At 60.9% G+C, this 24673-nt stretch carries 21 protein-coding genes; 13 read left to right on the top strand and 8 right to left on the bottom strand.

What is annotated here, in order from left to right:
- Positions 1–29 precede the first annotated feature (29 nt).
- Both hemB and ppk1 read left to right on the top strand, forming a co-directional pair.
- On the top strand, positions 30–1043 hold the full coding sequence (gene hemB, locus AC07OT_RS09695) for a porphobilinogen synthase (protein WP_495107962.1): 1014 nt from the start codon (positions 30–32) through the stop codon (positions 1041–1043).
- Positions 1044–1061: 18 nt separating this feature from the next.
- Entirely contained in the window at positions 1062–3287 is a 2226-nt protein-coding gene (gene ppk1 / locus AC07OT_RS09690) for a polyphosphate kinase 1 (protein WP_027608351.1), read from the top strand.
- Between the two features lie 138 nt (positions 3288–3425).
- Here the strand turns inward: ppk1 and ppx are convergent, their stop codons facing one another.
- The gene (gene ppx / locus AC07OT_RS09685) at positions 3426–4928 is read right to left on the bottom strand and encodes an exopolyphosphatase (RefSeq protein ID WP_027608352.1); all 1503 of its coding nucleotides are present in this window, start codon (positions 4926–4928) and stop codon (positions 3426–3428) included.
- Between the two features lie 448 nt (positions 4929–5376).
- On the opposite strand from ppx, the gene AC07OT_RS09680 reads away from it, so the two are divergent.
- The 4 genes from AC07OT_RS09680 to AC07OT_RS09665 all read left to right on the top strand — a co-directional run bounded on the left by AC07OT_RS09680 (position 5377) and on the right by AC07OT_RS09665 (position 9886).
- Positions 5377–6033: a DUF1120 domain-containing protein gene (locus tag AC07OT_RS09680; RefSeq protein WP_065938028.1), complete on the top strand. Its 657-nt coding sequence runs from the start codon at positions 5377–5379 to the stop codon at positions 6031–6033.
- 101 nt (positions 6034–6134) lie between these two features.
- Positions 6135–6851 carry a fimbria/pilus chaperone family protein gene (locus tag AC07OT_RS09675; RefSeq protein WP_115485516.1) on the top strand — a complete coding sequence of 239 codons (717 nt, stop codon included), beginning with the start codon at positions 6135–6137 and terminating at the stop codon, positions 6849–6851.
- A gap of 7 nt (positions 6852–6858) precedes the next feature.
- Positions 6859–9360: a fimbria/pilus outer membrane usher protein gene (locus AC07OT_RS09670; RefSeq protein WP_495107961.1), complete on the top strand. Its 2502-nt coding sequence runs from the start codon at positions 6859–6861 to the stop codon at positions 9358–9360.
- Positions 9350–9886 (top strand): DUF1120 domain-containing protein, encoded by a 537-nt coding sequence (locus AC07OT_RS09665; protein ID WP_115485518.1) that lies wholly within the window; start codon positions 9350–9352, stop codon positions 9884–9886. The genes AC07OT_RS09670 and AC07OT_RS09665 overlap by 11 nt, the downstream gene beginning before the upstream one ends.
- Here AC07OT_RS09665 and AC07OT_RS09660 read toward each other — a convergent pair.
- The 4 genes from AC07OT_RS09660 to AC07OT_RS09645 are packed head-to-tail and all read right to left on the bottom strand — an operon-like array spanning position 9858 to position 12697.
- Positions 9858–10595 carry an amino acid ABC transporter ATP-binding protein gene (locus AC07OT_RS09660; RefSeq protein ID WP_065938032.1) on the bottom strand — a complete coding sequence of 246 codons (738 nt, stop codon included), beginning with the start codon at positions 10593–10595 and terminating at the stop codon, positions 9858–9860. The genes AC07OT_RS09665 and AC07OT_RS09660 overlap by 29 nt on opposite strands.
- Positions 10582–11232: an amino acid ABC transporter permease gene (locus AC07OT_RS09655; protein ID WP_495107960.1), complete on the bottom strand. Its 651-nt coding sequence runs from the start codon at positions 11230–11232 to the stop codon at positions 10582–10584. Before AC07OT_RS09655 ends, AC07OT_RS09660 begins: the two co-directional genes overlap by 14 nt.
- Entirely contained in the window at positions 11229–11897 is a 669-nt protein-coding gene (locus AC07OT_RS09650) for an amino acid ABC transporter permease (RefSeq protein WP_017736949.1), read from the bottom strand. Before AC07OT_RS09650 ends, AC07OT_RS09655 begins: the two co-directional genes overlap by 4 nt.
- 14 nt (positions 11898–11911) lie before the next feature.
- Positions 11912–12697: a transporter substrate-binding domain-containing protein gene (locus AC07OT_RS09645; RefSeq protein ID WP_027608360.1), complete on the bottom strand. Its 786-nt coding sequence runs from the start codon at positions 12695–12697 to the stop codon at positions 11912–11914.
- Between the two features lie 255 nt (positions 12698–12952).
- On the opposite strand from AC07OT_RS09645, the gene AC07OT_RS09640 reads away from it, so the two are divergent.
- The 5 genes from AC07OT_RS09640 to AC07OT_RS09620 all read left to right on the top strand — a co-directional run bounded on the left by AC07OT_RS09640 (position 12953) and on the right by AC07OT_RS09620 (position 18185).
- The gene (locus AC07OT_RS09640) at positions 12953–13648 is read left to right on the top strand and encodes a FadR/GntR family transcriptional regulator (RefSeq protein WP_065938034.1); all 696 of its coding nucleotides are present in this window, start codon (positions 12953–12955) and stop codon (positions 13646–13648) included.
- A 121-nt stretch (positions 13649–13769) separates the two neighbouring features.
- A complete protein-coding gene (trxA, locus tag AC07OT_RS09635; RefSeq protein WP_015886460.1) occupies positions 13770–14099 on the top strand; it encodes a thioredoxin TrxA in 330 nt (109 codons plus the stop codon).
- A gap of 234 nt (positions 14100–14333) precedes the next feature.
- Positions 14334–15593 (top strand): transcription termination factor Rho, encoded by a 1260-nt coding sequence (rho, locus tag AC07OT_RS09630; protein WP_003176825.1) that lies wholly within the window; start codon positions 14334–14336, stop codon positions 15591–15593.
- Positions 15594–15750: 157 nt separating this feature from the next.
- Positions 15751–17217 carry a 4-hydroxy-3-polyprenylbenzoate decarboxylase gene (gene ubiD, locus AC07OT_RS09625; RefSeq protein WP_065902367.1) on the top strand — a complete coding sequence of 489 codons (1467 nt, stop codon included), beginning with the start codon at positions 15751–15753 and terminating at the stop codon, positions 17215–17217.
- Entirely contained in the window at positions 17217–18185 is a 969-nt protein-coding gene (locus AC07OT_RS09620) for a CDP-6-deoxy-delta-3,4-glucoseen reductase (RefSeq protein ID WP_495107959.1), read from the top strand. Before ubiD ends, AC07OT_RS09620 begins: the two co-directional genes overlap by 1 nt.
- A gap of 34 nt (positions 18186–18219) precedes the next feature.
- On the opposite strand, the gene AC07OT_RS09615 is transcribed toward AC07OT_RS09620, so the two are convergent.
- Entirely contained in the window at positions 18220–18702 is a 483-nt protein-coding gene (locus AC07OT_RS09615; RefSeq protein WP_495100855.1) for a sn-glycerol-3-phosphate transporter, read from the bottom strand.
- A gap of 329 nt (positions 18703–19031) precedes the next feature.
- On the opposite strand from AC07OT_RS09615, the gene AC07OT_RS09610 reads away from it, so the two are divergent.
- Together AC07OT_RS09610 and AC07OT_RS09605 are read left to right on the top strand one after the other, a co-directional pair.
- Entirely contained in the window at positions 19032–21419 is a 2388-nt protein-coding gene (locus AC07OT_RS09610; protein WP_495107958.1) for a TonB-dependent receptor plug domain-containing protein, read from the top strand.
- Positions 21420–21446: 27 nt separating this feature from the next.
- The gene (locus tag AC07OT_RS09605; RefSeq protein WP_065926652.1) at positions 21447–22100 is read left to right on the top strand and encodes a gamma-glutamylcyclotransferase; all 654 of its coding nucleotides are present in this window, start codon (positions 21447–21449) and stop codon (positions 22098–22100) included.
- Here the strand turns inward: AC07OT_RS09605 and glpT are convergent.
- Positions 22097–23434 (bottom strand): glycerol-3-phosphate transporter, encoded by a 1338-nt coding sequence (gene glpT, locus AC07OT_RS09600; protein WP_141156271.1) that lies wholly within the window; start codon positions 23432–23434, stop codon positions 22097–22099. The genes AC07OT_RS09605 and glpT overlap by 4 nt on opposite strands.
- A gap of 231 nt (positions 23435–23665) precedes the next feature.
- Positions 23666–24643 carry an NADPH:quinone oxidoreductase family protein gene (locus tag AC07OT_RS09595; RefSeq protein WP_495100857.1) on the bottom strand — a complete coding sequence of 326 codons (978 nt, stop codon included), beginning with the start codon at positions 24641–24643 and terminating at the stop codon, positions 23666–23668.
- Between the last annotated feature and the right edge of the window lie 30 nt (positions 24644–24673).

The following is a 24673-nucleotide window of genomic DNA, read 5'->3' as shown; positions in this document are numbered from 1 at the left end:
GCCCGTGAACCCGGGCTCAGGAGTCTGTCGTGAGCTTTACCCCTGCCAATCGCCTGTTCCCTGCTACCCGCCTGCGTCGTAATCGTCGTGATGATTTTTCTCGCCGCCTGGTTCGTGAAAACGTACTAACCACGAATGATCTGATCCTGCCGGTGTTTGTGCTCGACGGCGAAAATCGCCGGGAAGCGGTGGCGTCGATGCCGGGTGTAGAGCGTCTGACCATTGATCTGCTGCTTGAAGAGGCGGCGGGCTGGGTCGACCTGGGGATTCCGGCGTTGGCGTTGTTTCCGGTCACGCCGTCTGAACTCAAGTCCCTTGATGCTGCCGAAGCCTGGAACCCGGACGGTATCGCCCAGCGCGCCACCCGCGCCCTGCGCGAGCGTTTCCCGGAGCTGGGGGTGATCACCGACGTGGCGTTGGACCCGTTCACTACCCACGGGCAGGATGGCATTCTTGACGAAGACGGCTATGTTCAGAACGACATTACCGTCGATGCGCTGGTCAAGCAGGCCTTGTCCCATGCGGCAGCAGGCGCCCAGGTGGTTGCGCCGTCGGACATGATGGACGGCCGCATCCAGGCGATTCGCGAAGCCCTGGAACTGGCCGGCCACGTCAATGTGCGGATCATGGCCTACTCGGCCAAGTACGCCAGCGCCTACTACGGCCCGTTTCGCGATGCGGTGGGCTCGGCGCTGAACCTGGGCAAGGCCAACAAGGCTTCGTACCAGATGGACCCGGCTAACAGCCATGAAGCCTTGCACGAAGTGGCGGCCGATTTGGCCGAAGGCGCCGACATGGTGATGGTCAAGCCGGGGATGCCGTACCTGGACATCCTTTACCGGGTCAAAGAGGAATTCAAAGTGCCGACCTTTGTGTATCAGGTCAGTGGCGAATACGCCATGCACATGGCTGCAATCCAAAATGGCTGGTTGAGTGAAGGGGTAATCCTAGAATCCTTGACGGCCTTTAAACGTGCCGGGGCTGATGGCATCCTGACCTATTTTGCCGCCCGCGCCGCCCAATTGCTTAGAGAGCAACAATAGCCCTCACAGGAACATTCGATGAATACCGAAGGACTCTCCGAAGTTGCCGTAAAAGACGCTCACCCGGTGGTGGAACAAGTCACCGAGACGCCGCCGGAGCACGAGCCGGCCGCGCCTGTGGTGGTCGCCGAAGCGCCAGCCCCGGCCCCGGTGGCCGCCGTGGTGACCAACCTGGATGACAGCAGCCTGTACATCCACCGCGAGCTGTCACAACTGCAATTCAACATCCGCGTGCTTGAACAGGCACTGGATGAGTCCTACCCGTTGCTGGAACGCCTGAAATTCCTGCTGATTTTCTCCAGCAACCTGGATGAGTTCTTCGAGATCCGCGTCGCCGGCCTCAAGAAACAGATCACCTTCGCCCGTGAACAAGCTGGCGCGGACGGCCTGCAGCCGCACCAGGCGCTGGCGCGCATCAGCGAGCTGGTGCACGGTCATGTGGATCGCCAGTACGCGATCCTCAATGACATCCTGCTGCCGGAACTGGAAAAGCATCAGGTTCGCTTCATCCGTCGCCGCCACTGGACCACCAAGATCAAGACCTGGGTGCGTCGCTACTTCCGCGACGAAATCGCGCCGATCATCACGCCGATCGGCCTGGACCCTACACACCCGTTCCCGCTGCTGGTGAACAAGAGCCTGAACTTCATCGTCGAGCTGGAAGGGATCGACGCCTTCGGTCGCGATTCGGGCCTGGCGATCATCCCGGCGCCGCGCTTGCTGCCACGGATCATCAAGGTACCCGAAGAGGTGGGGGGCGCTGGCGACAACTATGTATTCCTGTCGTCGATGATCCACGCCCACGCCGATGACCTGTTCCAAGGCATGAAGGTCAAGGGCTGCTACCAGTTCCGCCTGACCCGTAACGCCGACCTGGCGCTGGATTCCGAAGACGTCGAAGACTTGGCCCGCGCCCTGCGCGGCGAGCTGTTCTCGCGGCGCTACGGGGATGCGGTGCGCCTGGAAGTGGCCGACACCTGCCCGAAACATCTGTCGGACTACCTGCTCAAGCAGTTCAACCTGGGCGAGACCGAGCTGTACCAGGTCAATGGCCCGGTGAACCTCACGCGCCTGTTCAGCATCACCGGCCTGGACAGCCATCCGGAGCTGCAATACACGCCGTTCACGCCGCAGATCCCGAAACTGCTGCAAAACAGCGAGAACATCTTCAGCGTCGTGAGCAAGCAGGACATCCTGCTGCTGCACCCGTTCGAGTCCTTCACCCCGGTGGTCGACCTGCTGCGCCAGGCCGCCAAGGACCCGCACGTATTGGCCGTGCGCCAGACCCTGTACCGTTCCGGTGCCAACTCGGAAATCGTCGACGCGCTGGTAGACGCCGCGCGCAACGGCAAGGAAGTCACTGCGGTGATCGAGTTGCGCGCACGCTTTGACGAAGAGTCGAACCTGCAACTGGCCAGCCGCCTGCAAGCGGCCGGCGCGGTAGTGATCTATGGTGTGGTTGGCTTCAAGACCCACGCCAAGATGATGCTGATCCTGCGCCGCGAAGCCGGTGAGATCGTGCGTTACGCTCACCTGGGTACCGGCAACTACCACGCCGGCAACGCCAAGCTCTATACCGATTACAGCCTGCTGACTTCCGACGACGCCTTGTGTGAGGACGTCGGCAAGTTGTTCAGCCAGTTGATCGGCATGGGCAAGACGTTGCGCATGAAGAAGCTGCTGCACGCGCCGTTCACCCTCAAGAAGGGCATGCTCGACATGATTGCCCGCGAGACCCAGTTCGCCCTCGAGGGCAAACCGGCGCACATCATCGCCAAGTTCAACTCGCTGACCGATCCGAAGATCATCCGCGCGCTGTACAAGGCCAGTCAGTCCGGCGTGCGTATCGACCTGGTGGTGCGCGGCATGTGCTGCCTGCGTCCGGGCATTGTCGGCGTGTCGCATAACATCCATGTGCGCTCGATCATCGGCCGCTTCCTGGAACACACGCGGGTGTTCTACTTCCTCAACGGCGGCGAGGAGCAGATGTTCCTCTCCAGTGCCGACTGGATGGAGCGCAACCTCGACAAGCGTGTGGAGACCTGCTTCCCGGTCGAGGGCAAGAAGCTGATCATGCGGGTCAAGAAGGAGCTGGAAAGCTACCTCACCGATAACACCCACAGCTGGAGCCTGCAGTCGGATGGCCGTTATGTGCGTAACACGCCGACCGGCAACCAGAACCCGCGCAGCGCCCAGGCGACCTTGCTGGAAAAGTTGGGTAGCCCGATTCTGTCGGTGAACTAACAGACAACACGCTCTGAAAATGTGGGAGGGGGCTTGCTCCCGATTGCGGTGGTTCAGTCAAAGTATTCGCGACTGACACACCGTAATCGGGGGCAAGCCCCCTCCCACATTTGTTTTCGCAGTGTTCATGAGATCGGGTTAGCGCAGGTTCAGGCTGAACCCCACCCGCGTCAGCCACTCCGCTTCCTGGGCGAAGTCCGCCTGGGTCAGCTGGTTCTCATCCAGCCAGCCTTTGGGGAATACGACATCCAGGCTGTCGCCATTGGCGCGCAGGGTCACCTGGGGCATCTGCTGGGTGCCACGAATGTGGTGGAACAGGATCGCGAAGCGCAGCAGCACGCACAGGCGGATCAGCTTGATGCCTTCATCGCCGAACTCGGCAAACTTGTCCTTGGGAATGTTGCGACGATGGCCGCGCACCAGCAGTGCGAGCATCTGCTGGTCTTCCCTGGAGAAACCCGCCAGGTCGGAGTGCTCGATCAGGTAGGCGCCGTGCTTGTGGTAGTGGTAATGGGCGATATCCAGGCCCACTTCATGCACCTTGGCCGCCCAGCCGAGCAGTTCGCGCCATACGCCGTCTTCCAGGTCCCAGTCTTCGGCGACCTGGTCGAACGCATGCAGGGCTTTACGCTCCACGCGGGCTGCCTGCTCCTGATCGACGTGATAGCGCTCCATCAGCGAGGTGAGCGTGCGCTCTCGTACGTCTTCATGATGATGGCGGCCCAGCAGGTCATACAGCACGCCTTCGCGCAGGGCGCCGTCACAGTGGTCCATGCGTTGCAGTTCGAGGGCGTCGAAGATCGCCTCGAGAATCGCCAGGCCGGCCGGGAAGATGGTGCGACGGTCGGGCTTGATGCCGTCGAAGTCGATCTTCTCGGCATCCCCCAGCTTGAACAGCTTGCGCTTGAGCCAGGCCAGGCCTTCGGCGTTGACTTCACCGGTGCCATGGCCGCCGGCCTTGAGCGCCAGGCCGATGGCACGGATGGTGCCGGACGAGCCGATGGCCTCATCCCAGGTCAGGCGGTGCAGGGCGTGCTCGATGCTCATGATCTCCAGTCGCGCTGCCGTGTAGGCCTGGGCGTAGCGCGCCGGGGTGATCTTGCCGTCCTTGAAATAGCGTTGGGTATAGCTGACACAGCCCATCTGCAGGCTTTCGCGCAGCAGCGGTTCGAAGCGCTGGCCGATGATGAACTCGGTACTGCCACCGCCGATGTCCGCCACCAGGCGCTTGCCAGGGGTATCGGCCAGGGTATGCGACACGCCGAGGTAGATAAGGCGTGCTTCTTCACGGCCGGAAATGACTTCCACCGGGTGACCGAGGATCTCCTCGGCGCGACGGATGAATTCGCCCCGGTTACGGGCTTCGCGCAGGGCGTTGGTGCCGACGATTCGCACGGCGCCGAGGGGCATGCCGTTGATCAGCTGTGCAAAACGTTTGAGGCAGTCGAGGCCGCGTTGCATGGATTCTTCATTGAGCTGGCGCTCGTCGTCGATCCCGGCAGCCAGCTGCACTTTTTCGCCGAGCCGCTCAAGGATGCGGATTTCGCCGTTCTGGGCCTTGGCCACGACCATGTGAAAGCTGTTGGAGCCCAGGTCGATGGCGGCGATCAGGGACAGATTCTTGGCTTGGGATTGCGGCATGGTTAGGGGGTCTCGGTCGATAACCTTACCATCGTGCCACGATCGACCGCTGACGCCAACGCGTAGTGCTCCGTGAATTTCTCTGCGCTCGTCTGTAGGGGATTTTTATGGAAAGTGTAGGGTGTCTTTCCATGGTTCTGTTGGCGCATACGCGTAGTTCTGTAGGGGAATTTAACTTCGGATTTTTATAAGGCGATATTTGATTTCGCCTACAACTTTTGAGACGGAGCGCTATTGGTTTTTATGTTCAGGACTACTGCCGTGGTGGGTTGTGCCGACAATTTGTTTTTATCGCTCCCACACTAAACACGGTATTGCCTTATTCTTTATTCGGGCCTTGAGGCGACAGACTGTCATTCGGCAATCGTGCCGTGGTGTTATTTATTTGTGGCTTGTGTCTTCAAGGCAAAAATAAGTACGCCTGACAACTTTAAGTGACAGGTCGACTATGAAAAAAATTGTTGGATTGACTCTCGGTATTGCTTGGCTGGCCGCCGCCCTCAACGTCCATGCATCCACCAGTGCCGAGCTGATCGTCAGGGGGACGATCAAACCAGCCGCCTGCAACCTCAGCATGACCGGTGGTGGCATCATCAACTACGGCGACATTCCCTCTGGCCAACTGCTGCCAACCGCGTTCAACCCACTGGCGGAAAGAACCGCCCCGTTGACCGTCACTTGCGGCACCACGCCTGCCACGTTCGGACTGAAATTCGTCGACCTGCAGGCGGCCAGCAAGGTCCCGGGCATCCTCAATGTGCTCGGCGCAGGCTATACCGAGGTGCACAACTATGGCCTGGGCACTGCGAACGGCCGGCGAACCGGCGGCTTTGCGGTCACCCTCAGGGACCTCAGGTCGTCGAGTACAGTACTGTCTCCCATCATGCGTATCGGTAGCGGTGCCTGGCAGAACAGCGATGGTAAGGTCGCCCAATCGCCCACTCAGTATTCATGGCGCAGCGGCACAACCATCACCCCGGCCTCAATCGCTCAATTGACCGGAACCATCGCGGTGCGGGCGGTGATCAACAGGGGGCAGGATCTGGACCTGAGTCGTGACATTACCCTGGATGGGCGCGCGACACTTGAGTTGAGTTACATCTAAGCGCTCGAACTACAGCCGATAAAGAAGCCGAGCGCTTCTTATCGGCTGTTTTTATGTGGATGTCTGGATAAAAACAACTTAAAGGTCGTGGAGAACGCTGAGTGCTTAGTCTTTCATTAATAAATAATGCACGGTTGTTTTGTGTGGGCGCGTGTCTGTGTTTTACCGGTATTGCATTCGCCGACGGTATGTTGCCCGAAACTACGGTAGTTGTGCTTTATGAAGCCCAGGGCGAAGCCACGCTGAATATCAAGAATACCGACGCGGCGCCAGCGCTGCTTCACTCGGTCGTAGAGAATGTGCCCGAGGATGTGGAGTCGCTGTTAATTGTGACGCCACCCATTACCCGCGTGGAGGCGGGGGAAACCCAATTGGTGCGTTTCATCAGCACCTTGAAGGAGCCACTGAAGACCCAGCGGTTGAAACGCGTGTCTTTCGAAGGCATCCCCCAGGCGCGCGCCGCAGGCGGTGCGACTATCGGCATCACGCTGCGACAGAATTTGCCGTTGATCCTTCACCCGAAAGATCTGCCGGTTCATCACACGCCCTGGGAACTGCTGAAGTGGACGCGCGCAGGGGCGGGGCTGACGGTTCACAACGACAGTGCCTATGTAGTGCGCCTGGTTCCGGAGGTGCGGCTGTTGCCACAAGGCGCCCTGGCAACCTTGCCGCGCACTTACGTGTTGCCGGGGGAAACGCTGACGCTGAAGGTGGATGGCGTGATGGAAGGGGTAACAGGCGTCGAGATCCAGCCGGCTACGCTTTACGGCTTTTCGGCGGACAGCTTCCGGGCCCCGATCAATGCCGACAGGGGTTGATCGACCCATGGTCAACCTGTCGAATAACAAACGAATGGCCCCTCTGTGGCCGTGTCGGCCCACTCTACTGATGGGGGTGGCGACACTGTGGGGCTTGCCTTGCCTGGCCCCCGCGATTGAGCTGGGGGAGGGTTTCGACCTGGCGGCCCTGACTACCCACGGCATTGATCCGAAGGTCTCCGATTACTTTCGCAGTGCGGCGCGCTTTCGCGAAGGTGTCCATGTGGTGGGGTTGCGGGTCAATGGCAACCCGCTCGGGTTGGTCGATGCCCGGTTCGACTCACAAGGGCAGCTGTGTTTCACCCCGGGGCTGCTTGATAAAGCCGGATTGGTAAAGCCCGAAGGCATTATCCGCAAGGGCGCTACTGCAGACCAGGCCTGCCATGACTTCCTGGGGGCTTTCCCGGCCACGATGGTGCGGCTGCGCCCAGGCAATGACGAAGTGGCGCTGGTAGTACCGACAGGATCATTGCGTGAACCGCAGTGGGAGGCTGGCCAGTTTGCCCGGGGCGGGGCGGCGGCGTTGTTCAACTATGACGTGCAAGGATTCGACAGTTATTCGAACAGTGGAAGCAATCGTTTTGTTTCGGCCTACACCGAGGCGGGTTTCAACCTGGGCGATTGGATTGTCCGCAGTCGCCAGTTTTATGTGTCCGACAACGGCGTGACCCGCAACGAGCATCTTTATGCTTATGCGCAGCGGGATATTGCCGCGTTGCAATCGACCTTTCAGGTAGGCCAGCTCTCCAGCAACAACCCACTGTTTGGCGGTGTTCAGCTGTCCGGTGTGCAGTTTTTTCCTGACGGTCGGTCGCGCACGCCGGCGGGCAGTAACAATGCTGTGGTGGAGGGGCTGGCGCAGAGTCAGTCGCGGATTGAAGTCCGTCAATCGGGAGTGTTGATCCACAGCACACTGGTGCCCGAGGGACCGTTCCGGCTGACGGGCCTGCCATTGCTCAACGGCACCAGCGACCTGGAGGTCAGCGTCATCGATGTGCGAGGTGCCAAGCGCAGCTTCGTGGTACCTGCGGCTTCATTTGCCGGGAGCGCGCCGGCGGAGCCTGGCTACTATTTCTCCCTGGGCAAGGTGCGTAGAAATGCGCATGAGGAAGGCCCGAGTCCGGTCGTTGCCATGGGCAGCGGCACCTGGGGCTTGGGACGAGACACCTCGGCGGGCTTCGGCTTGTTGAGCGCCGATGAGTATGGGGCGGCAGGAGGCACCCTGGGCAGCGTGTTTTTCCAACGGGTGTCTGTTGGCGCACGTCACAACGTGTCCCGGGACAGCCGTAATGCGGTGTCCGGATCACGCAGCAGCGTGTCTGCAAGCAGCCCGGTGTACGCCAATATCGATCTTAACCTCAGTGCCACTACGCAAAGCCGTGGTTATCGCGAGGTCCTTGAAGCGGGCCGATCGACCAGGGCCGACGAGTGGGACGCACGCTTCAAGAGTCAGTACACGGCGGGTGTGAGCTGGGTCGACAACACGCTGGGTGCATTTTCCGTGGGGTATACCCGCAGTTCCCAGTTTGATGGGCAATCGGCCGACCATGTGTTTGCGGCATGGAACAAGTCGTTCCGCTATGCGGACGTCGCATTGGTCGCTGACTCTCAGGTAGGCGGTACTTCGGCACGCCGCGACGCCCTGTATGAGGGCCGTCGGCGCGATACGGTCGATGACAGCGACCTGTCCGTGCGGCTGCAGGTCAGCGTACCCCTGGGCAGCGATCGGCGGGTGAACAGCTACGTCAGCCGGCGTGGCAATCAATCCCGAGCCGGTACGGCGCTCAGTGAGCGGGTCAATGAATATGTGAATTACGAGGTCGGTGTCGAGCGCGACCTCAGCGCTCGGGAGCAGTCGATACGCGGCCAGGTGGACCTGGTGCCACGCTACACCCGTGTGGGCCTGGGGGTCAGTCGCGACCCATCGGGCACCAGTTACACGGGGCAACTGCAAGGTGGCGTAGTGGCCCACACGGGTGGCCTGACCTTCTCGCCGTATGCCATCCAGGACACCTTTGGCATTGCCTCGGTAGGGAATATCGGCTCTGCAAAACTCGACACGCCCTACGGTCCGGTGTGGACCGACTTCAGCGGGCAGGCCGTGATCCCAGGCTTGCCCGCCTACACGAACAGTCGCATCGAAGTGCAGACCCAGTCCTTGCCCAAGCGCGTTGACCTGAAGAACGGCACCCGAGTGCTTGCCCCAGGGCGAGGGTCCGTCAATACCGTCGCATTCGATGTGGTGACAGTGCGTCGTGTGTTAGTCACGGCCACTGATCAACAAGGGCGAACACTGCCTCAGGGCGCTTCGGTGTTCGATAAAAACAATCGCTTCCTGACCAGCGTGGTGGGTGACGGCATGATCTTTCTGAACGACCTCAATGACTCGCAGCACCTGCGCGTTGCGTTGCCGGACGCTTCCTCTTGCCTGCTCAACCTTGCTCCCGAGACCGAGGCCGACCATGACAAGTTCTATGAGACTACATCGGCGGTGTGCCATGGTCGTTAAACTGAAGATCGCGGGTTTTTTCGCATTGCTCTGCACCCTGTCGATGGCCGGTGGAGTACGTGCCGAAAACTGCCAACTGTCCGTCAGCCAGCCGTATATCGACTATGGCGTCATTCGCCGGGAGGCGCTTGTCGAGAGCCGTTCAATTGCACTGGGTACGCGCAGGGTGCACCTGAACGTACTGTGCGCAGAGCCGGCAGCCGTCGCATTGCGATTTACCGGCGTGGCCGACGGGCAAGGTTTTCGGTTTGGGCATCATGGGCGGTTCAGCCTGACTCTCAAGCACGCCCAGGTGGATGGGCGTGCCGTCGAATGGGCGCAGGCCCACCTTCCGGGTAAGGCCTTCGACGGGCAGTTGTTGCCGGGCCAGGTCCTGGTCGCTCGGGCGGTGGGAAAGCGATTGACTGCCCAGGTTGAAGTCGACACCGACCTGCCCGCCAACGCCCTGCAAGTCACCAATCAAGTGGTGCTGGAGGGGCGTGGCAGTTTCGAACTGGTCAGTCCGGCTGTTCCACCGAGCCGATGAAGTTGGCGAACTCAGGGGTTTGCGGGTTGGCGAACAGTACCTTGGGATCGCCGACTTCGTGCACCTTGCCTTGGTGCATAAACACCAGCTTGTCGCCGACTTCCCGGGCGAAGCGCATTTCGTGCGTCACCATGATCAAGGTCATGCCGTCCTTGGCCAGTTGGCGCACCACGCTGAGTACTTCATTGACCAGCTCCGGGTCCAGGGCTGAGGTGATTTCATCGCACAGCAGCACCTTGGGCGACATGGCCAGTGCGCGGGCGATGGCAACGCGTTGCTGCTGGCCGCCGGACAGGCGATCGGGGAACGCGTCGAATTTCTCGCCCAGGCCCACGCGTTCCAGCATTTGCCTGGCCAATTGGGCGGCCTTGGCCTTGGGCACTTTCTGCACCACTTGCGGTGCAAGCATGACGTTCTCACCCACTGTCAGGTGCGGGAACAGGTTGAACTGTTGGAACACCATGCCGACTTTCTGCCGCAGGCTGCGCAGGTCGGCGCGGGCGGCGTCGAGGTATTCGCCATCCACCTCGATCACGCCGTCGTTGATCGATTCCAGGCCGTTGAGGGTGCGCAGCAGGGTGGACTTGCCCGAGCCGCTGCGGCCGATGATTGCCACCACCTGGCCTTCTTCAACGGTCAGGTCGATGCCCTTGAGGACGTGGTGATCGCCGTAATACTTATGCAGGGCGGAAATTCTAAGCAGAGGCATGCAGTCTCCTTTCCAGGTAGCGCGCACTGAGGGACAAGGGGTAGCAGAGCAGGAAGTAACCGAGGGCCACCAGGCCGTAGACCATGAAGGGCTCGAAGGTGGCGTTGGCGAGCATGCCGCCGGTCTTGGTCAGTTCGGTAAAGCCGATGATTGAAGTGACGGCGGTGCCTTTGACCACTTGCACCGAGAACCCAACGGTGGGCGCCACGGCAATGCGCAGGGCTTGGGGCATGATCACGTAGCGCAGTTGTTCAAGCGGGTTCAACGCCAGGCTGGCCGATGCTTCCCACTGGCCATGGGCGATGGAGTCGACGCAGCCGCGCCAGATTTCGGCGAGGTAGGCGCTGGTGAACAGCGTCAAGGCGATTGCGGCCGCCAGCCAGGGCGAAATATCCACGCCGAGCAGGGCAATGCCGAAAAACACCAGGAACAGCTGCATCAACAACGGGGTGCCCTGGAACAGTTCGATATAGGTGCGCGCAACATTGCGCGCGAATGCCTTGCGGCTGATGCGCAGGGTCATCACCAGCAAGCCGATCAGGCCGCCGCCGATAAACGCCACGATCGACAGCAACAGCGTCCACTGCAGGCCCGTAAGCAGGTTGCGCACGATGTCCCAGAAGGAAAAATCACTCATCGGCTGTTCCTCATCACAAAGCGGCGGCCGATCCAGTTGAGCAACTGGCGAATCATCAACGCCATGCACAGGTACACCAGGGTGGTCAGGGCATAGGTTTCGAACGCGCGGAAATTGCGCGACTGGATAAAGTTGGCGGCAAAACTCAGCTCCTCGGTGGCGATCTGCGAACACACCGCCGAACCGAGCATCACGATGATGATCTGGCTGCTCAGGGCCGGCCACACCTTGCCCAGCGCCGGCAGCAGCACCACATGGCGAAACGCTTCGAAACGCGTCATCGCCAGCGCGGCGGCGGCTTCCAGTTGCCCGCGCGGGATGGCCTGGATGCCGGCGCGGATGATCTCCGTGGAGTAGGCCCCCAGGTTGATCACCATCGCCAATACGGCTGCTTGCCACTCGGTGATTTTCAATCCCAGGGAGGGCAGGCCGAAGAAGATGAAGAACAGCTGCACCAGGAACGGCGTGTTGCGGATCAACTCGACATACACCCCGAAGAACCAGGCAAAGGGCTGGATCTTCCACGCCCGCACCACGGCGCCGACAGTGCCCAGGGCGACGCCCAGGATTGCGCCGATGGCCGTCAGCTCAAGGGTGAACAGCGCGCCGCGTAACAGCAGATCGGTATTGGCCAGCACCGGCACAAAGTCGAATTGATAGGCCATCAATCAGCTCCGCTTCAGAGATCAGCAGGCAATGGCTCTTTGAGCCACTGCATCGCGTTCTTTTCCAGGCTGCCGTCAGCCTTGGCCGCGACCAGGATCTGGTTGACCTTCTCCAGAAGCGCCGGCTCGTTCTTGTTCACGCCCACGTACACCGGCGAGTCCTTGAGCTTCACTTTCAGCGCCGGCACGCGTTTCGGGCTGCGTTCGCTGATCGCCACCATGACCACGTTGCCGCTGGCGATCAGGTCGACCTGGCCGGCCAGGTAGGCAGCGATGGTGGAGTTGTTGTCTTCGAAGCGCTTGATGGTGGCTTCCTTCGGCGCTACGGCGGTCAGCTCGATGTCTTCGATGGCGCCACGGGTCACGCTGATGGTCTTGCCCTTTAGGTCGTCGGTGCTGCTGATGGCGGCGTCAGGCGGGCCGAATACGGCCAGGTAGAACGGTGCGTAGGCCTTGGAGAAGTCGATGACCTTTTCGCGCTCGGGGTTCTTGCCCAGGCTGGAGATCACCAGGTCGACCTTGCCGGTGGTGAGAAACGGGATGCGGTTGGTGCTGTTGACCGGGGTCAGCTCCAGCTTGACCTTGAGTTGGTCGGCCAGCAGTTTGGCGGTGTCGATGTCCAAGCCGCGGGGCTTCATGTCGGGGCCGACCGAGCCGAACGGTGGGAAGTCCTGGGGCACGGCGACCTTGAGGGTGCCACGGGCGACGATATCGTCCAGACCGTTGGCCTGGGCGGGTGCCTGGCTCAGCATCAGGCTGGCAAACAGGGCAGTGAGCAGGGCGCTGCAGCGCTTGGTCATGGCAACTCTCCGAGAAGGGCGAAGGAATTTTCTGGATTTGCTCAGTGCACAGCCCATGCCAGTACTGCGCGGATCGTCTGCGAGGCGCGAGTTTGTTGAGCTTTGGTGGTCTTACTGGTCTGAACAGTTGTGCGGGTTTTCGCACCCTTTTCGAGCGTTGGTAAAACTGCGCGAGCCCCTTTGGGGCGTGGCTTGCCGTGGCTCCTGAATAGCTTTACAACTAGCCGCTCTGTTGACGCAAACCTTGAGTTTTTTATGAATTCCATCGCCCAAGCCGTACCGGAAGCGGCCCTGCAGGCCATCCGCAAACTGATCAAGGAGCAAGGCTTCGGGCCGGGCGATGCACTGCCGTCCCAGCGCGACCTGGCGGTGCAGTTGGGCGTCAGCCGGGCGTCGCTGCGCGAGGCGCTGTCGTCCTTGAGCGCCTTGGGTGTGGTCAGTGTGCAGCCGGGCAAAGGTGTGTTCGTGCAGGCGGTGGAGGATGCGCCGGGCTTTGTCTGGCCTTTTGCGGCCCAGGCCACGCCGCTCGATATCTTCCAGTTGCGCTATGCGCTGGAGGGGTTTGCGGCGGGTTTGGCGGCGGTCACGCTGACGATCGATGAGCTGGACAGCCTGGAAGACAACGTCGAGGCCATGCGCAAGGTGCTCAAGGCCGGCGACTTCGAAGCGGCCGCACGGCTGGACTTCGAATTCCACCAGCGCATCCTGCTGGCCAGCGGCAACCAGGCGATGGTGAGCATCCTGAGTGCCCGTGCCGAGGTGTTTCTGGAAAGCCAGAAACTACCGTTCATCCGCCCGGAGCGGGCCATGGAAACCTGGCAGGAACATCGCAAGATCCTGCGTGCCCTGGCCCGGCGGGCCAGTGCGTCGGCGCAGAAAACCATGCAGGAGCACGTACGCAATGCGGCGTTGCGCACGGGGATTGCCTTCGTGACTCCTGTTGCGCCCTGAGTTGGGCTATATCCAAACTCATGCACCATCATAGGAAGACTCAATCAGAGGCGGCTTCCTGAACGGGGGAAGGGCGGCTATGATGGGCAACGTTTTTTTTGCTTACAATCCGGAGACATCCATGAGCAACGATCTTATCAAGCACGTCACCGACGCGACCTTTGAGGCCGAAGTACTCAAGGCTGCTGGCCCGGTGCTGGTTGACTACTGGGCTGAATGGTGCGGCCCTTGCAAAATGATCGCTCCGGTCCTGGACGACATTGCAACCACCTACGAAGGCAAGCTGACCATTGCCAAGCTGAACATCGACGACAACCAGGAAACCCCGGCCAAGCATGGCGTGCGCGGCATTCCTACGCTGATGCTGTTCAAGAACGGCAACGTCGAAGCCACCAAGGTGGGCGCGCTGTCGAAGTCCCAGCTGCAAGCTTTCCTCGACGCCAACATCTAAGCGTCGTCAAAAAGCCCCGCAAATAGCGGGGCTTTTTCGTGAAACAGGGCTAGACGCTCCGAAACTCAGGTGGTACATTCGGCCCCGCACTGGTTTCTCCACTGCCCCCTGCAAGCCGTCGCCGACGCATTCCTTTTCGATTAGTACGCGATCCTGTCGCCTTCTCCGCGGCGCGGCCTCATTAAGCCAAAAGCTTAATTTCCCCCCCTCCATAAATGATTACGTCATTCCTATATGAATCTGACTGAACTCAAGCAAAAGCCGATTACCGACCTGCTCCAACTGGCCGAAGAAATGGGCATAGAAAATATGGCCCGTTCGCGCAAGCAGGACGTGATTTTCTCCCTGCTGAAAAAGCACGCAAAAAGCGGCGAGGAAATCTCCGGTGATGGCGTGCTGGAGATTCTCCAGGACGGCTTCGGCTTCCTCCGCTCTGCAGACGCCTCCTATCTCGCCGGCCCAGACGACATCTATGTCTCGCCGAGCCAGATCCGTCGCTTCAACTTGCGCACCGGTGACACCATCGTTGGCAAGATCCGCCCACCGAAGGAAGGCGAGCGTTACTTCGCCCTGCTCAAGGTCGACACGATCAACTTCGATCGTCCCGAGAACGCGAAAAACAAGATTCTCTTCGAGAACCTGACGCCGCTGTTCCCGACCGTGCGCATGAAGATGGAAGCCGGTAACGGTTCCACCGAAGACCTGACCGGTCGCGTGATCGACCTGTGTGCCCCGATCGGCAAAGGCCAGCGTGGCCTGATCGTCGCCCCGCCGAAAGCCGGTAAGACCATCATGCTGCAGAACATTGCAGCGAACATCGCACGTAACAATCCTGAAGTTCACCTGATCGTATTGCTGATCGATGAGCGTCCGGAAGAAGTCACCGAAATGCAGCGCACCGTGCGCGGCGAAGTGGTTGCCTCGACGTTCGATGAGCCGCCGACCCGCCACGTGCAGGTTGCCGAAATGGTGATCGAGAAGGCCAAGCGCCTGGTCGAACACAAGAAGGACGTGGTGATCCTGCTCGACTCCATCACCCGTCTGGCCCGTGCCTACAACACCGTGATCCCGAGCTCCGGCAAGGTCCTCACCGGTGGTGTCGATGCCCACGCCCTGGAGAAACCGAAGCGTTTCTTCGGCGCCGCGCGGAACATCGAAGAAGGCGGCTCGCTGACCATTATCGCCACCGCACTGGTTGAAACCGGTTCGAAGATGGACGAAGTGATCTACGAAGAGTTCAAGGGTACCGGCAACATGGAACTGCCCCTGGACCGTCGCATCGCGGAAAAACGCGTGTTCCCGGCGATCAACATCAACCGCTCCGGCACCCGCCGCGAAGAGTTGCTGACCGCCGACGACGAACTGCAGCGCATGTGGATCCTGCGCAAGCTGCTGCACCCGATGGACGAAGTGGCAGCCATCGAGTTCCTGATCGACAAGCTGAAAACCACCAAGACCAACGACGAGTTCTTCTTGTCGATGAAACGTAAGTAATCACGACGTTTCAGGTCCGAAAAAATGGCGCCCCCAGGGGCGCCATTTTTTTTGTGTCGGTTTTTCGGTCCCTGCAACGGCCAAATGCACCTCGATAAGCTGCCAGCAGCCCTCAGAGCAGGTAGGATGTACGCCTATTTTACGGGTGGCATGGTTAATGAAATTCAAGGATCTTCGGGATTTCGTGCAGCAACTTGAGCAGCGCGGAGAGTTGAAACGTATCCAGATGCCGATTTCACCGGTGCTGGAAATGACTGAGATTTGCGACCGCACCTTGCGTAACAAGGGCCCGGCGCTGCTGTTCGAGAAACCGACCGGTTTCGATATCCCGGTGCTCGGCAACCTGTTCGGCACCCCCGAGCGCGTGGCGTTTGGCATGGGCGCCGAGTCGGTCAGCGAGTTGCGCGAGATCGGCAAGCTGCTGGCGTTCCTCAAGGAGCCCGAGCCGCCCAAGGGCTTGAAGGATGCCTGGTCGAAGCTGCCGATCTTCCGCAAGATCATTGCCATGGCACCCAAGGTGGTCAAGGACGCGGTATGCCAGGAAGTGGTCATCGAAGGCGATGACGTCGATCTGGCCATGCTGCCGGTGCAAACCTGCTGGCCCGGCGATGTCGGCCCGCTGATCACCTGGGGCCTGACCGTCACCAAGGGCCCGAACAAGGACCGCCAGAACCTGGGTATTTACCGCCAGCAAGTGATCGGCCGCAACAAGGTGATCATGCGTTGGCTGAGCCACCGTGGCGGTGCCTTGGACTTCCGTGAATGGTGCGAGAAGCACCCCGGCAAGCCGTTCCCGGTGTCCGTGGCCCTGGGCGCCGACCCGGCGACCATCCTCGGCGCCGTGACCCCGGTACCCGACAGCCTGTCCGAATACGCCTTCGCCGGCCTGTTGCGTGGTAACCGCACCGAGCTGGTGAAGTGCCGTGGCAACGACCTGCAAGTGCCGGCCACCGCCGAAATCATCCTGGAAGGCGTGATTCACCCCGGCGAGATGGCCGATGAAGGCCCTTACGGCGACCACACCGGCTATTACAACGAAGTCGACAGCTTCCCGGTGTTCACCGTTGAGCGCATCACCCATCGGATCAAGCCGATCTACCACAGCACCTACACCGGCCGTCCGCCAGATGAGCCGGCGATTCTGGGTGTGGCGCTGAACGAAGTGTTCGTGCCGATCCTGCAAAAGCAATTTCCGGAAATCACCGACTTCTACCTGCCGCCGGAAGGCTGCTCGTATCGCATGGCCATCGTGACCATGAAGAAGTCGTATCCTGGCCATGCCAAGCGGGTCATGCTGGGTGTGTGGTCGTTTTTGCGACAGTTCATGTACACCAAGTTCGTTATCGTCACCGACGACGACATCAATGCCCGGGACTGGAACGATGTGATCTGGGCCATCACCACGCGCATGGACCCCAAGCGCGATACGGTGATGATCGACAACACGCCGATCGACTACCTCGACTTCGCGTCGCCGGTGTCGGGCCTGGGCTCGAAGATGGGCCTGGATGCGACCCACAAATGGCCGGGTGAAACAACCCGCGAGTGGGGCCGGGTGATCGTCAAGGATGAGGCCGTCACGGCACGTGTCGATGCGATTTGGAAAGAATTGGGAATAGATTGATGCGTGTAACCCTGCAACCTTCCGGCGCCGTGCTGGAGCTGGTCCCCGGCGAGCGAATCCTCGAAGGCGCGCGCCGCCTGGGCTACGAATGCCCCCAGGCGTGCCGCAATGGCGTGTGCCACGTGTGCGCCGCACTGCTGGTGGAAGGCCGGGTGCAGCAAGCCGGCGAGGTTCGCGACCATGGCGAGTTCTACACCTGCATCGCCGAGCCGCTGGAAGATTGCATTGTGTTGTGGGATGGCGTGCTGGCGCCGGGAGAGTTGCCGTTGCGCAAGGTGTCGTGCCAATTGAGCGAGTGCGTGGAAGTGGGCGGCGATGTGTGGCGCGTGCGCCTGCGGGCCCCGGCCGGCAAGGCGGTGCGTTACCACGCCGGGCAATACCTGATGATCGAGCGGGAGAATGGCGAGAAGTCGGCATTTTCCCTGGCGTCGGCGCCCCACGCCGGTCGCGAGCTGGAACTGCATGTACTGGTCCGCGAGGACAGCGCGCGCAACTTGCTGGAGCAATTGCAGCGCAACCAGATGGCGCGCATCGAGCTGCCCTTTGGCGACACCCACCTGGCCGAGCTGCCGGACGGGCCATTGGTGCTGATCGCCGCCGGTACCGGCATGGCGCAGATGCACAGCCTGATCGAGCATTGCCGCGCGTCCGGCTTCAAGCACCCGGTGCACCTGTACTGGGGCGTGCGTCGCCCGGAAGATTTCTACGAGATCGAGCACTGGGACCAATGGCTGCAACTGCCCAACCTGTTCCTGCACAAGGTGGTCAGCGACCTCTGTGGCTGGGAAGGGCGCTGCGGCCTGCTGCATGAAGCGGTGTGCGAAGACATTGCCGACCTCAAGGCGGTGCATGTCTACGCCAGCGGTTCACCGGCGATGATCTACGGCACGCTGGATGCATTGGTCGATGCCGGCATGGATGCGCACCAGATGCGCGCCGACGTATTCGCCTACGCCCCGCGGCCCTGACGCAACCGAACGGTGGAACGGGGCTTGCGCCCGCTCAGAAACGTACTCCGGTCGTCACCATCGCCGCATTGAACCCCAGCAGCACCAGTTCCGCCGCCACCGGTCCGTAATGGGTGCCTACCGACGGGATGATCACCGGCGCCACACCGAAACGGTTCAGGGGGATCTTGTCGCGGTATTTGCCGCGATAGCCCTGGATCGCCCCGCCTGTGACCTTCAGGTACACCGCAGAGTCGGCCATGTCATAGCGCTTGCCTGCGTAGACGTAGTAGGAGCGCTGGCTGAACGAGTTGCGAAACGTCGCCCCGCCATACACAAAGCCTGATGCCTCATTGCGCTCCAGGCCGATCAGGTCCTGGTTGTTGTTGTGGTCTTTGTCCGGCGCGAAGTGCCGGGTATAGACGCTGGTCTGCGCGTACCAGAAGCCTTTGTCATCCTCGGCAGGCGGTGTTTCGCCAGCCAGTGCGGTGGTGGCCTGGGCCAGGAACAGCAGGCCAGGCAGTCGAAATTTCTTCATGGGTGCGACCTCGATAGGCGGTTTGATGGGCGGCTAGGTGGGTCGTGATGTGCGCGCCAGTTTGACGGTTTGGCGTGCTCCCAGGCTGAACCGGGCCTGAAAGTAGCGGGATTGCCCTGTGTAATCCTGACGAAAGGGGCATCGGGCTTATGCATTCGCTTATGCTTTAAAGGTATTTAATTTGTTACATAAATATCTTTAAGCTATATCTCAACGGACTACCGATTTTCTTCCAATAACCATTAACTGACCGCCACCGCCCGCCAGCCGGATCGATCTTGCGAACTCAGAACACTGACGTTCTGATTCTTGATTCAAAGGGGAGCGGTATGGGGAGCTACACGCAACACGCGCTGTACACAGCGATTTTGTCGGCTAATTTGCTGGCCGCTGTGGGCTTCAATCCTGTCCTGGCGGCCGAAGCGCCCGCCACCGATGCACCCAAACTCGACACCGTGATCGTCACCGGCACCCGCGCCCAGGAGCGTACCGCCAGTGCTTCGCTGTCTCCGATCGATGTGATTTCCGGCGATAGCCTGCGCAGCACGGGCTCTGATGAGTTGGGGGCGGTGCTGGCGCGCCTGATTCCGTCGATCAACTTCCCGCGCCCAAGCCTGGTGGATGGCGCCGAGCTGGTGCGCCCCGCGCAGTTGCGCGGCCTGTCGCCCGATCAGGTGTTGGTGCTGGTCAACGGCAAGCGCCGCCACACCAGTGCCTTCGTCAACCTGGGCGGCGCGGTGGGCCGTGGGTCGGCACCGGCGGACCTGAATGCGATCCCGCTGTCGGCGGTGGACCATATCGAAGTGCTGCGTGACGGTGCTTCCGCGCGCTACGGCTCGGATGCGATTGCCGGGGTGATCAACGTGATCCTCAAGCACGCCGACCATGGCGGTTCGATCTCCACCAAATTCGGCGAATACAAGAAGGGCGATGGTATCCAGCGCAATGTCAGCGGCAATACCGGCCTGGCACTGGGCGACAACGGTTTTATCAACCTGTCGGCCGAGGGTGCCGATAACGATTACACCAACCGTGCCGGTAAAGACTTCCGGCCTGGCAGCGTTGGCTCTACCACTTACGGCCAGCAGGTGTTCCGCCAGGGTGAGCCGGCCACCAATGAAGGCAAGTTCCAGTTCAACTCCGAATACGCCTTCAACGATGCGGCTGAGCTCTACACCTTCGGCGGCTACAGCAAGCGGCGCGGCGAGACGGCGGCGTTCTACCGGGCGAGCAATGCGTCCAACAACATCCCGGCGCTCAACCCCAACGGTTACCTGCCGCTGATCAAGGGCAACCTTGAAGACACCTCATTGGTGGTGGGCCTGCGCGGTTTGCTGGCCTACGACTGGCATTACGACCTGTCGGCCAACTATGGCAAGAACCAGTACGCACTCAGCACCGAAACCATCAATACCTCCCTGGGCCTGGCCACGCCGCGCAAATTCGACAACGGCACTCTGAGCAACGACCAGAAGCAAGTCAGCCTGGACCTGTCCCGCGAGTTCGACGTGGGCTGGCTGCCTTACCCGGTGTCCGTGGCGTTTGGCGGTGAATACCTGCACCAGGGTTATGAAATCGAGGCGGGCGAGCCGGCCTCCTACTACCAGACCGGCAGCTCTGGCCTGGGTGGTTTCCGTGATGCCGACGCGGGCACCAGCACGCGCCACAACTGGGCCCAGTACCTGGACCTGGAAACCAACTTCACCGAAAAACTCAGTGCTTCGGCGGCGGTGCGCCACGAGGACTACAGCGATTTTGGCTCGAATGTCAGTGGCTCGCTCTCAGCCCGTTATGACTTCACCCCGCAGGTGGCCGTGCGCGGCAGTGTTTCCAACGGTTTCCGCGCGCCGTCCCTGGCCCAGCAGAACTTCGCCTACACCTCATCGCAGCTGATCGGCAGCACCATCCAGGAAGCCGGTACGTTCCCGGCCAACAGCCAGGTGGCGCGTTTGCTCGGCGCCGAAGACCTCAAGGCCGAGAAGTCGCGCAACTACAGCCTTGGGCTGGTGCTGGAGCCGGCCGATGACCTGACGGTGACGGTGGATGTGTACCGCATCGACATCCGTGACCGTATCAGCCTGTCGTCCAACCTCGGTATAAACGCGGCGACGCGCGCCTATTTGCAGGCCAACGGTGTTGGCAATATCGACTACACCACCGCCCGCTACTTCACTAACGCCACCGACACCAGCACCGACGGCGTCGACCTGGTCGCCAACTATCGTTACCAGTTCGACAGCGGCATCCGCTGGAACAGCACCGTGGGCTACAACTACAACCACACCAAGGTGACGGACGTGAAGGCCAACCCGGCCATTCTCGACAGCCTGGGCGCGAACCTGGTGCGCGTGGACCGCCGCGAGCGCATCGGTTTGCTGGGCGATACCACGCCGCAGCACAAGCTGAGCCTGGGTAACGACTTCACTTACGGCCATTGGGCCCTTCACAGCAACCTGGTGCGCTATGGTGAATTCACCAGTTACCAGGCGGACAAGGTCAACGATCAGACCTTCAAGGCCGCCTGGGTGCTGGACCTGTCGGCGGACTACAGGCTGAAGAATTGGACCTTCACCCTGGGCGGCGACAACGTCACCGATAAATACCCGGAGAAGGTCAACGCCTTCGCCAGCAGTGGGGGCAACCTGGCCTATAGCACTTTTTCGCCGTACGGTTACAGCGGCGCGTTTTATTACGGTAAAGTTGCTTACAACTGGTAACACACAGGAGGCGCACCGCTTTTCGCCATGACCGCCATTGAATCCGATCTTTTGCAATTGGCTTACCCTCCGCGGCTCGATCTGGGGCCGCAACTCACTCACGAACAGTTAATGAGCTCGATGCAGGCCACCATGGGCCGGCACAAGGGTGGGCCGGTCTGGCTATTTGCATATGGTTCGCTGATCTGGCGCCCGGAATGTTCGTCGACTGAGCGGGTGCGGGCACGGGTCCACGGTTATCACCGGGGTTTGTACCTGTGGTCCCACGAGCATCGGGGCACGCCGGAGTTGCCGGGCCTGGTCTTTGGCCTGGATCGCGGAGGCTCGTGCAGCGGCTTTGCCTACCGCTTGCCGGAAGATCAACTGGAGGCTTCGCTTTACGCCTTGTGGCAGCGCGAGATGCCTTACCCGTCCTACCGGCCGCACTGGCTCAGTTGCCGCCTTGAAGATGGCAGCCAGGTGCAGGCGTTGGGGTTTGTGTTGGAACGGCACTTGCCCAGCTACGCCGGCAACCTGCCCGATATCGTGCTGAACCACGTGCTGCAAAGCGCTTGCGGGCGTTACGGCACTACTCGCGATTATGTCGAGCAGACCGTCAACGCCCTGCGTAGCCACGCCATGCCAGATAAAAACCTGGAGGCGCGGCTCAAGCGTTGTGCCAAGGATTGCTCAGGCGATTAACGCGCCGAGCTGACGCTGTTGGTGTGCCACAGCGTTGGGATCAGGAACGCGATGGCCAGCAGGCACGCGCCGATCAGCAGCACGAAACCACCGTCCCAGCCAAAATGGTCCACGGTGTAGCCCATGGCCGCACTGGCTGCCACCGAACCGCCCAGGTAGCCGAACAGACCGGTGAAGCCCGCAGCCGTACCGGCGGCTTTCTTCGGTGCCAGTTCCAGCGCCTGCAGGCCGATCAGCATCACCGGGCCGTAGATCAAAAAGCCGATCGAGATCAGCGCGATCATGTCGACCATCGGGTTGCCCGGCGGGTTGAGCCAGTACACCAGGGTCGCCACGGTCACCAGCGCCATGAACACGATGCCGGTCAGGCCACGGTTGCCACGGAAGATCTTGTCCGACATCCAGCCGCACAGCAGCGTGCCCGGAATACCTGCCCACTCGTAGAAGAAGTACGCCCAGGACGATTTATCCACCGTGAAGTGCTTGGCTTCCTTGAGGTAGGTCGGTGCCCAGTCCAGTACGCCGTAGCGCAGCAGGTAGACGAACACGTTGGCGAAGGCGATGTACCAGAGCATTTTGTTGCGCAGCACGTACTTGACGAAGATTTCCTTGGCGCTGAATTCGTCTTCGTGGCTGGCGTCGTAGCCTTCCGGGTAATCATTCTTGTACTGCTCGATCGGCGGCAGGCCCACCGATTGCGGGGTGTCGCGCATGGTGATGAAGGCAAATGCCGCCACCGCCAAGGCGACCGTGGCCGGTACGTAGAACGCCGCATGCCAGTCGTTGAACCAGGCCATGCCCAGCAGGAACAGCGGGCCGATCAGGCCGCCGCCGACGTTGTGCGCCACGTTCCACACCGACACCACGCCGCCGCGTTCTTTCTGCGACCACCAGTGCACCATGGTCCGGCCACTGGGCGGCCAGCCCATGCCCTGGGCCCAGCCGTTGATGAACAGCAAAATGAACATCATGGTCACGCTGGACGTCGCCCAAGGCGCGAAACCGAAAATGAACATCACCCCGGCTGAAACCAGCAGGCCGAAGGGCAGGAAGTAACGCGGGTTGGAGCGGTCGGACACCAGGCCCATGAGGAACTTGGACAGACCATAGGCGATCGCGATGGCCGACATCGCCAGGCCCAGCTCACCCCGGGTGTAACCCTCGTCGATCAGGTAGGGCATGGCCAGGGAGAAGTTTTTGCGCAGCAGGTAATACCCGGCATAACCGAAGAAAATACCGGCGAAGATCTGCCAGCGCAGCCGTCGGTAGGTACTGTCGATTTTTTCTTCAGGCAGAGACGCCTGGTGTGCGGCAGGACGAAAGAAAGCAAACATTCAAGAGCTCCAAATTTCTTGTTTTGACTGCGGATGCGAATGTTACAGTTTCGTTACCGAAAATAGCATTGCCTCTTATGCGCAAACACAGGAAATGAGAGCAATTGCATGTTCTCTTATGAACATGTCGCTAATAGATAAATGGTGGTCGCTCAGCGTTTCTCAGACCAATGGAGAACAAATGTGGGAGGGGGCAAGCCCCCTCCCACATTTGATTGCATTTCAGGTCGGTCAGCGGGTTCGAACGACCACCTTGCCCACCGCCTTGCGTTGGCCCAGGTCATTAATCGCCTGGGCAGCCTGTTCCAGCGGATACACCTGCGACACCAACGGCTTGAGCTTGCCCTCACCGTACCAAGTGAACAGTTGCTGGAAGTTCGCCGCATTGTCCTGGGGCTGGCGCTGGGCAAACGAACCCCAGAACACCCCGACCACCGCCGCACCCTTGAGCAGCGCCAGGTTCACCGGCAGCTCCGGGATGCGCCCGCTGGCAAAACCCACCACCAGCAGGCGGCCGTTCCAGGCAATCGCGCGGATGGCCTGGTCAAACAGGTCGCCGCCCACCGGGTCGTAGATCACATCGGCGCCGTTACCGTCGGTCAGGCGCTTGATTTCATCCTTGAGGCTGGCTTCGCTGTAGTTGATCAGTTCATCGGCGCCGGCGGCCTTGGCCACGGCGAGTTTGTCGGCACTGCTCGCGGCGGCGATCACCCGCGCCCCCATGGCCTTGCCGATTTCCACGGCGGCCAGGCCCACGCCGCCGGAAGCACCGAGCACCAGCAGGGTTTCGCCGGGTTGCAGGTTGGCGCGTTGTTTCAGCGCGTGCATGGAGGTGCCGTAGGTCATGCTGAAGGCGGCGGCGGTGTTGAAATCCATGGTCGGCGGGATTGGCAGCACGTTGTAGCCCGGCACCGCGACCTGTTCGGCGAAGCTGCCCCAGCCAGTGAGTGCCATGACCCGGTCACCGACTTTCAGGTGGCTGACCTTTTCCCCCACTTCGCTGACCACCCCCGATGCCTCGCCACCCGGCGAGAACGGGAAGGGCGGCTTGAACTGGTATTTGCCCTCGATGATCAGGGTGTCGGGGAAGTTGACCCCGGCGGCATGCACGTCCAGCAGGATTTCGTTCTTCTTGATCGTGGGGCTTGCGACGTCTTCCAGCACCAGGGTTTCGGCGGGGCCGAAGGCTTTGCACAGCACAGCTTTCATCGGGCTATTCCTTTTGGTGTCGTGGCCGAT

It is taken from the genome of Pseudomonas sp. GW821-FHT09C10, assembly GCF_059418085.1.
This window is presented reverse-complemented; position numbering and strand designations above follow the sequence as displayed.

What these genes read in the sequence shown, in the direction of transcription:
- ppk1 (WP_027608351.1), top strand. Translation starts at nt 1,062, where the DNA reads ATGAATACCGAAGGACTCTCCGAAGTTGCCGTAAAAGACGCTCACCCG.
- ppx (WP_027608352.1), bottom strand. Translation starts at nt 4,928, where the DNA reads ATGCCGCAATCCCAAGCCAAGAATCTGTCCCTGATCGCCGCCATCGAC.
- AC07OT_RS09680 (WP_065938028.1), top strand. Translation starts at nt 5,377, where the DNA reads ATGAAAAAAATTGTTGGATTGACTCTCGGTATTGCTTGGCTGGCCGCC.
- AC07OT_RS09670 (WP_495107961.1), top strand. Translation starts at nt 6,859, where the DNA reads ATGGTCAACCTGTCGAATAACAAACGAATGGCCCCTCTGTGGCCGTGT.
- AC07OT_RS09665 (WP_115485518.1), top strand. Translation starts at nt 9,350, where the DNA reads ATGGTCGTTAAACTGAAGATCGCGGGTTTTTTCGCATTGCTCTGCACC.
- AC07OT_RS09660 (WP_065938032.1), bottom strand. Translation starts at nt 10,595, where the DNA reads ATGCCTCTGCTTAGAATTTCCGCCCTGCATAAGTATTACGGCGATCAC.
- AC07OT_RS09655 (WP_495107960.1), bottom strand. Translation starts at nt 11,232, where the DNA reads ATGAGTGATTTTTCCTTCTGGGACATCGTGCGCAACCTGCTTACGGGC.
- AC07OT_RS09650 (WP_017736949.1), bottom strand. Translation starts at nt 11,897, where the DNA reads ATGGCCTATCAATTCGACTTTGTGCCGGTGCTGGCCAATACCGATCTG.
- AC07OT_RS09645 (WP_027608360.1), bottom strand. Translation starts at nt 12,697, where the DNA reads ATGACCAAGCGCTGCAGCGCCCTGCTCACTGCCCTGTTTGCCAGCCTG.
- AC07OT_RS09640 (WP_065938034.1), top strand. Translation starts at nt 12,953, where the DNA reads ATGAATTCCATCGCCCAAGCCGTACCGGAAGCGGCCCTGCAGGCCATC.
- trxA (WP_015886460.1), top strand. Translation starts at nt 13,770, where the DNA reads ATGAGCAACGATCTTATCAAGCACGTCACCGACGCGACCTTTGAGGCC.
- rho (WP_003176825.1), top strand. Translation starts at nt 14,334, where the DNA reads ATGAATCTGACTGAACTCAAGCAAAAGCCGATTACCGACCTGCTCCAA.
- ubiD (WP_065902367.1), top strand. Translation starts at nt 15,751, where the DNA reads ATGAAATTCAAGGATCTTCGGGATTTCGTGCAGCAACTTGAGCAGCGC.
- AC07OT_RS09620 (WP_495107959.1), top strand. Translation starts at nt 17,217, where the DNA reads ATGCGTGTAACCCTGCAACCTTCCGGCGCCGTGCTGGAGCTGGTCCCC.
- AC07OT_RS09615 (WP_495100855.1), bottom strand. Translation starts at nt 18,702, where the DNA reads ATGAAGAAATTTCGACTGCCTGGCCTGCTGTTCCTGGCCCAGGCCACC.
- AC07OT_RS09610 (WP_495107958.1), top strand. Translation starts at nt 19,032, where the DNA reads ATGGGGAGCTACACGCAACACGCGCTGTACACAGCGATTTTGTCGGCT.
- AC07OT_RS09605 (WP_065926652.1), top strand. Translation starts at nt 21,447, where the DNA reads ATGACCGCCATTGAATCCGATCTTTTGCAATTGGCTTACCCTCCGCGG.
- glpT (WP_141156271.1), bottom strand. Translation starts at nt 23,434, where the DNA reads ATGTTTGCTTTCTTTCGTCCTGCCGCACACCAGGCGTCTCTGCCTGAA.
- AC07OT_RS09595 (WP_495100857.1), bottom strand. Translation starts at nt 24,643, where the DNA reads ATGAAAGCTGTGCTGTGCAAAGCCTTCGGCCCCGCCGAAACCCTGGTG.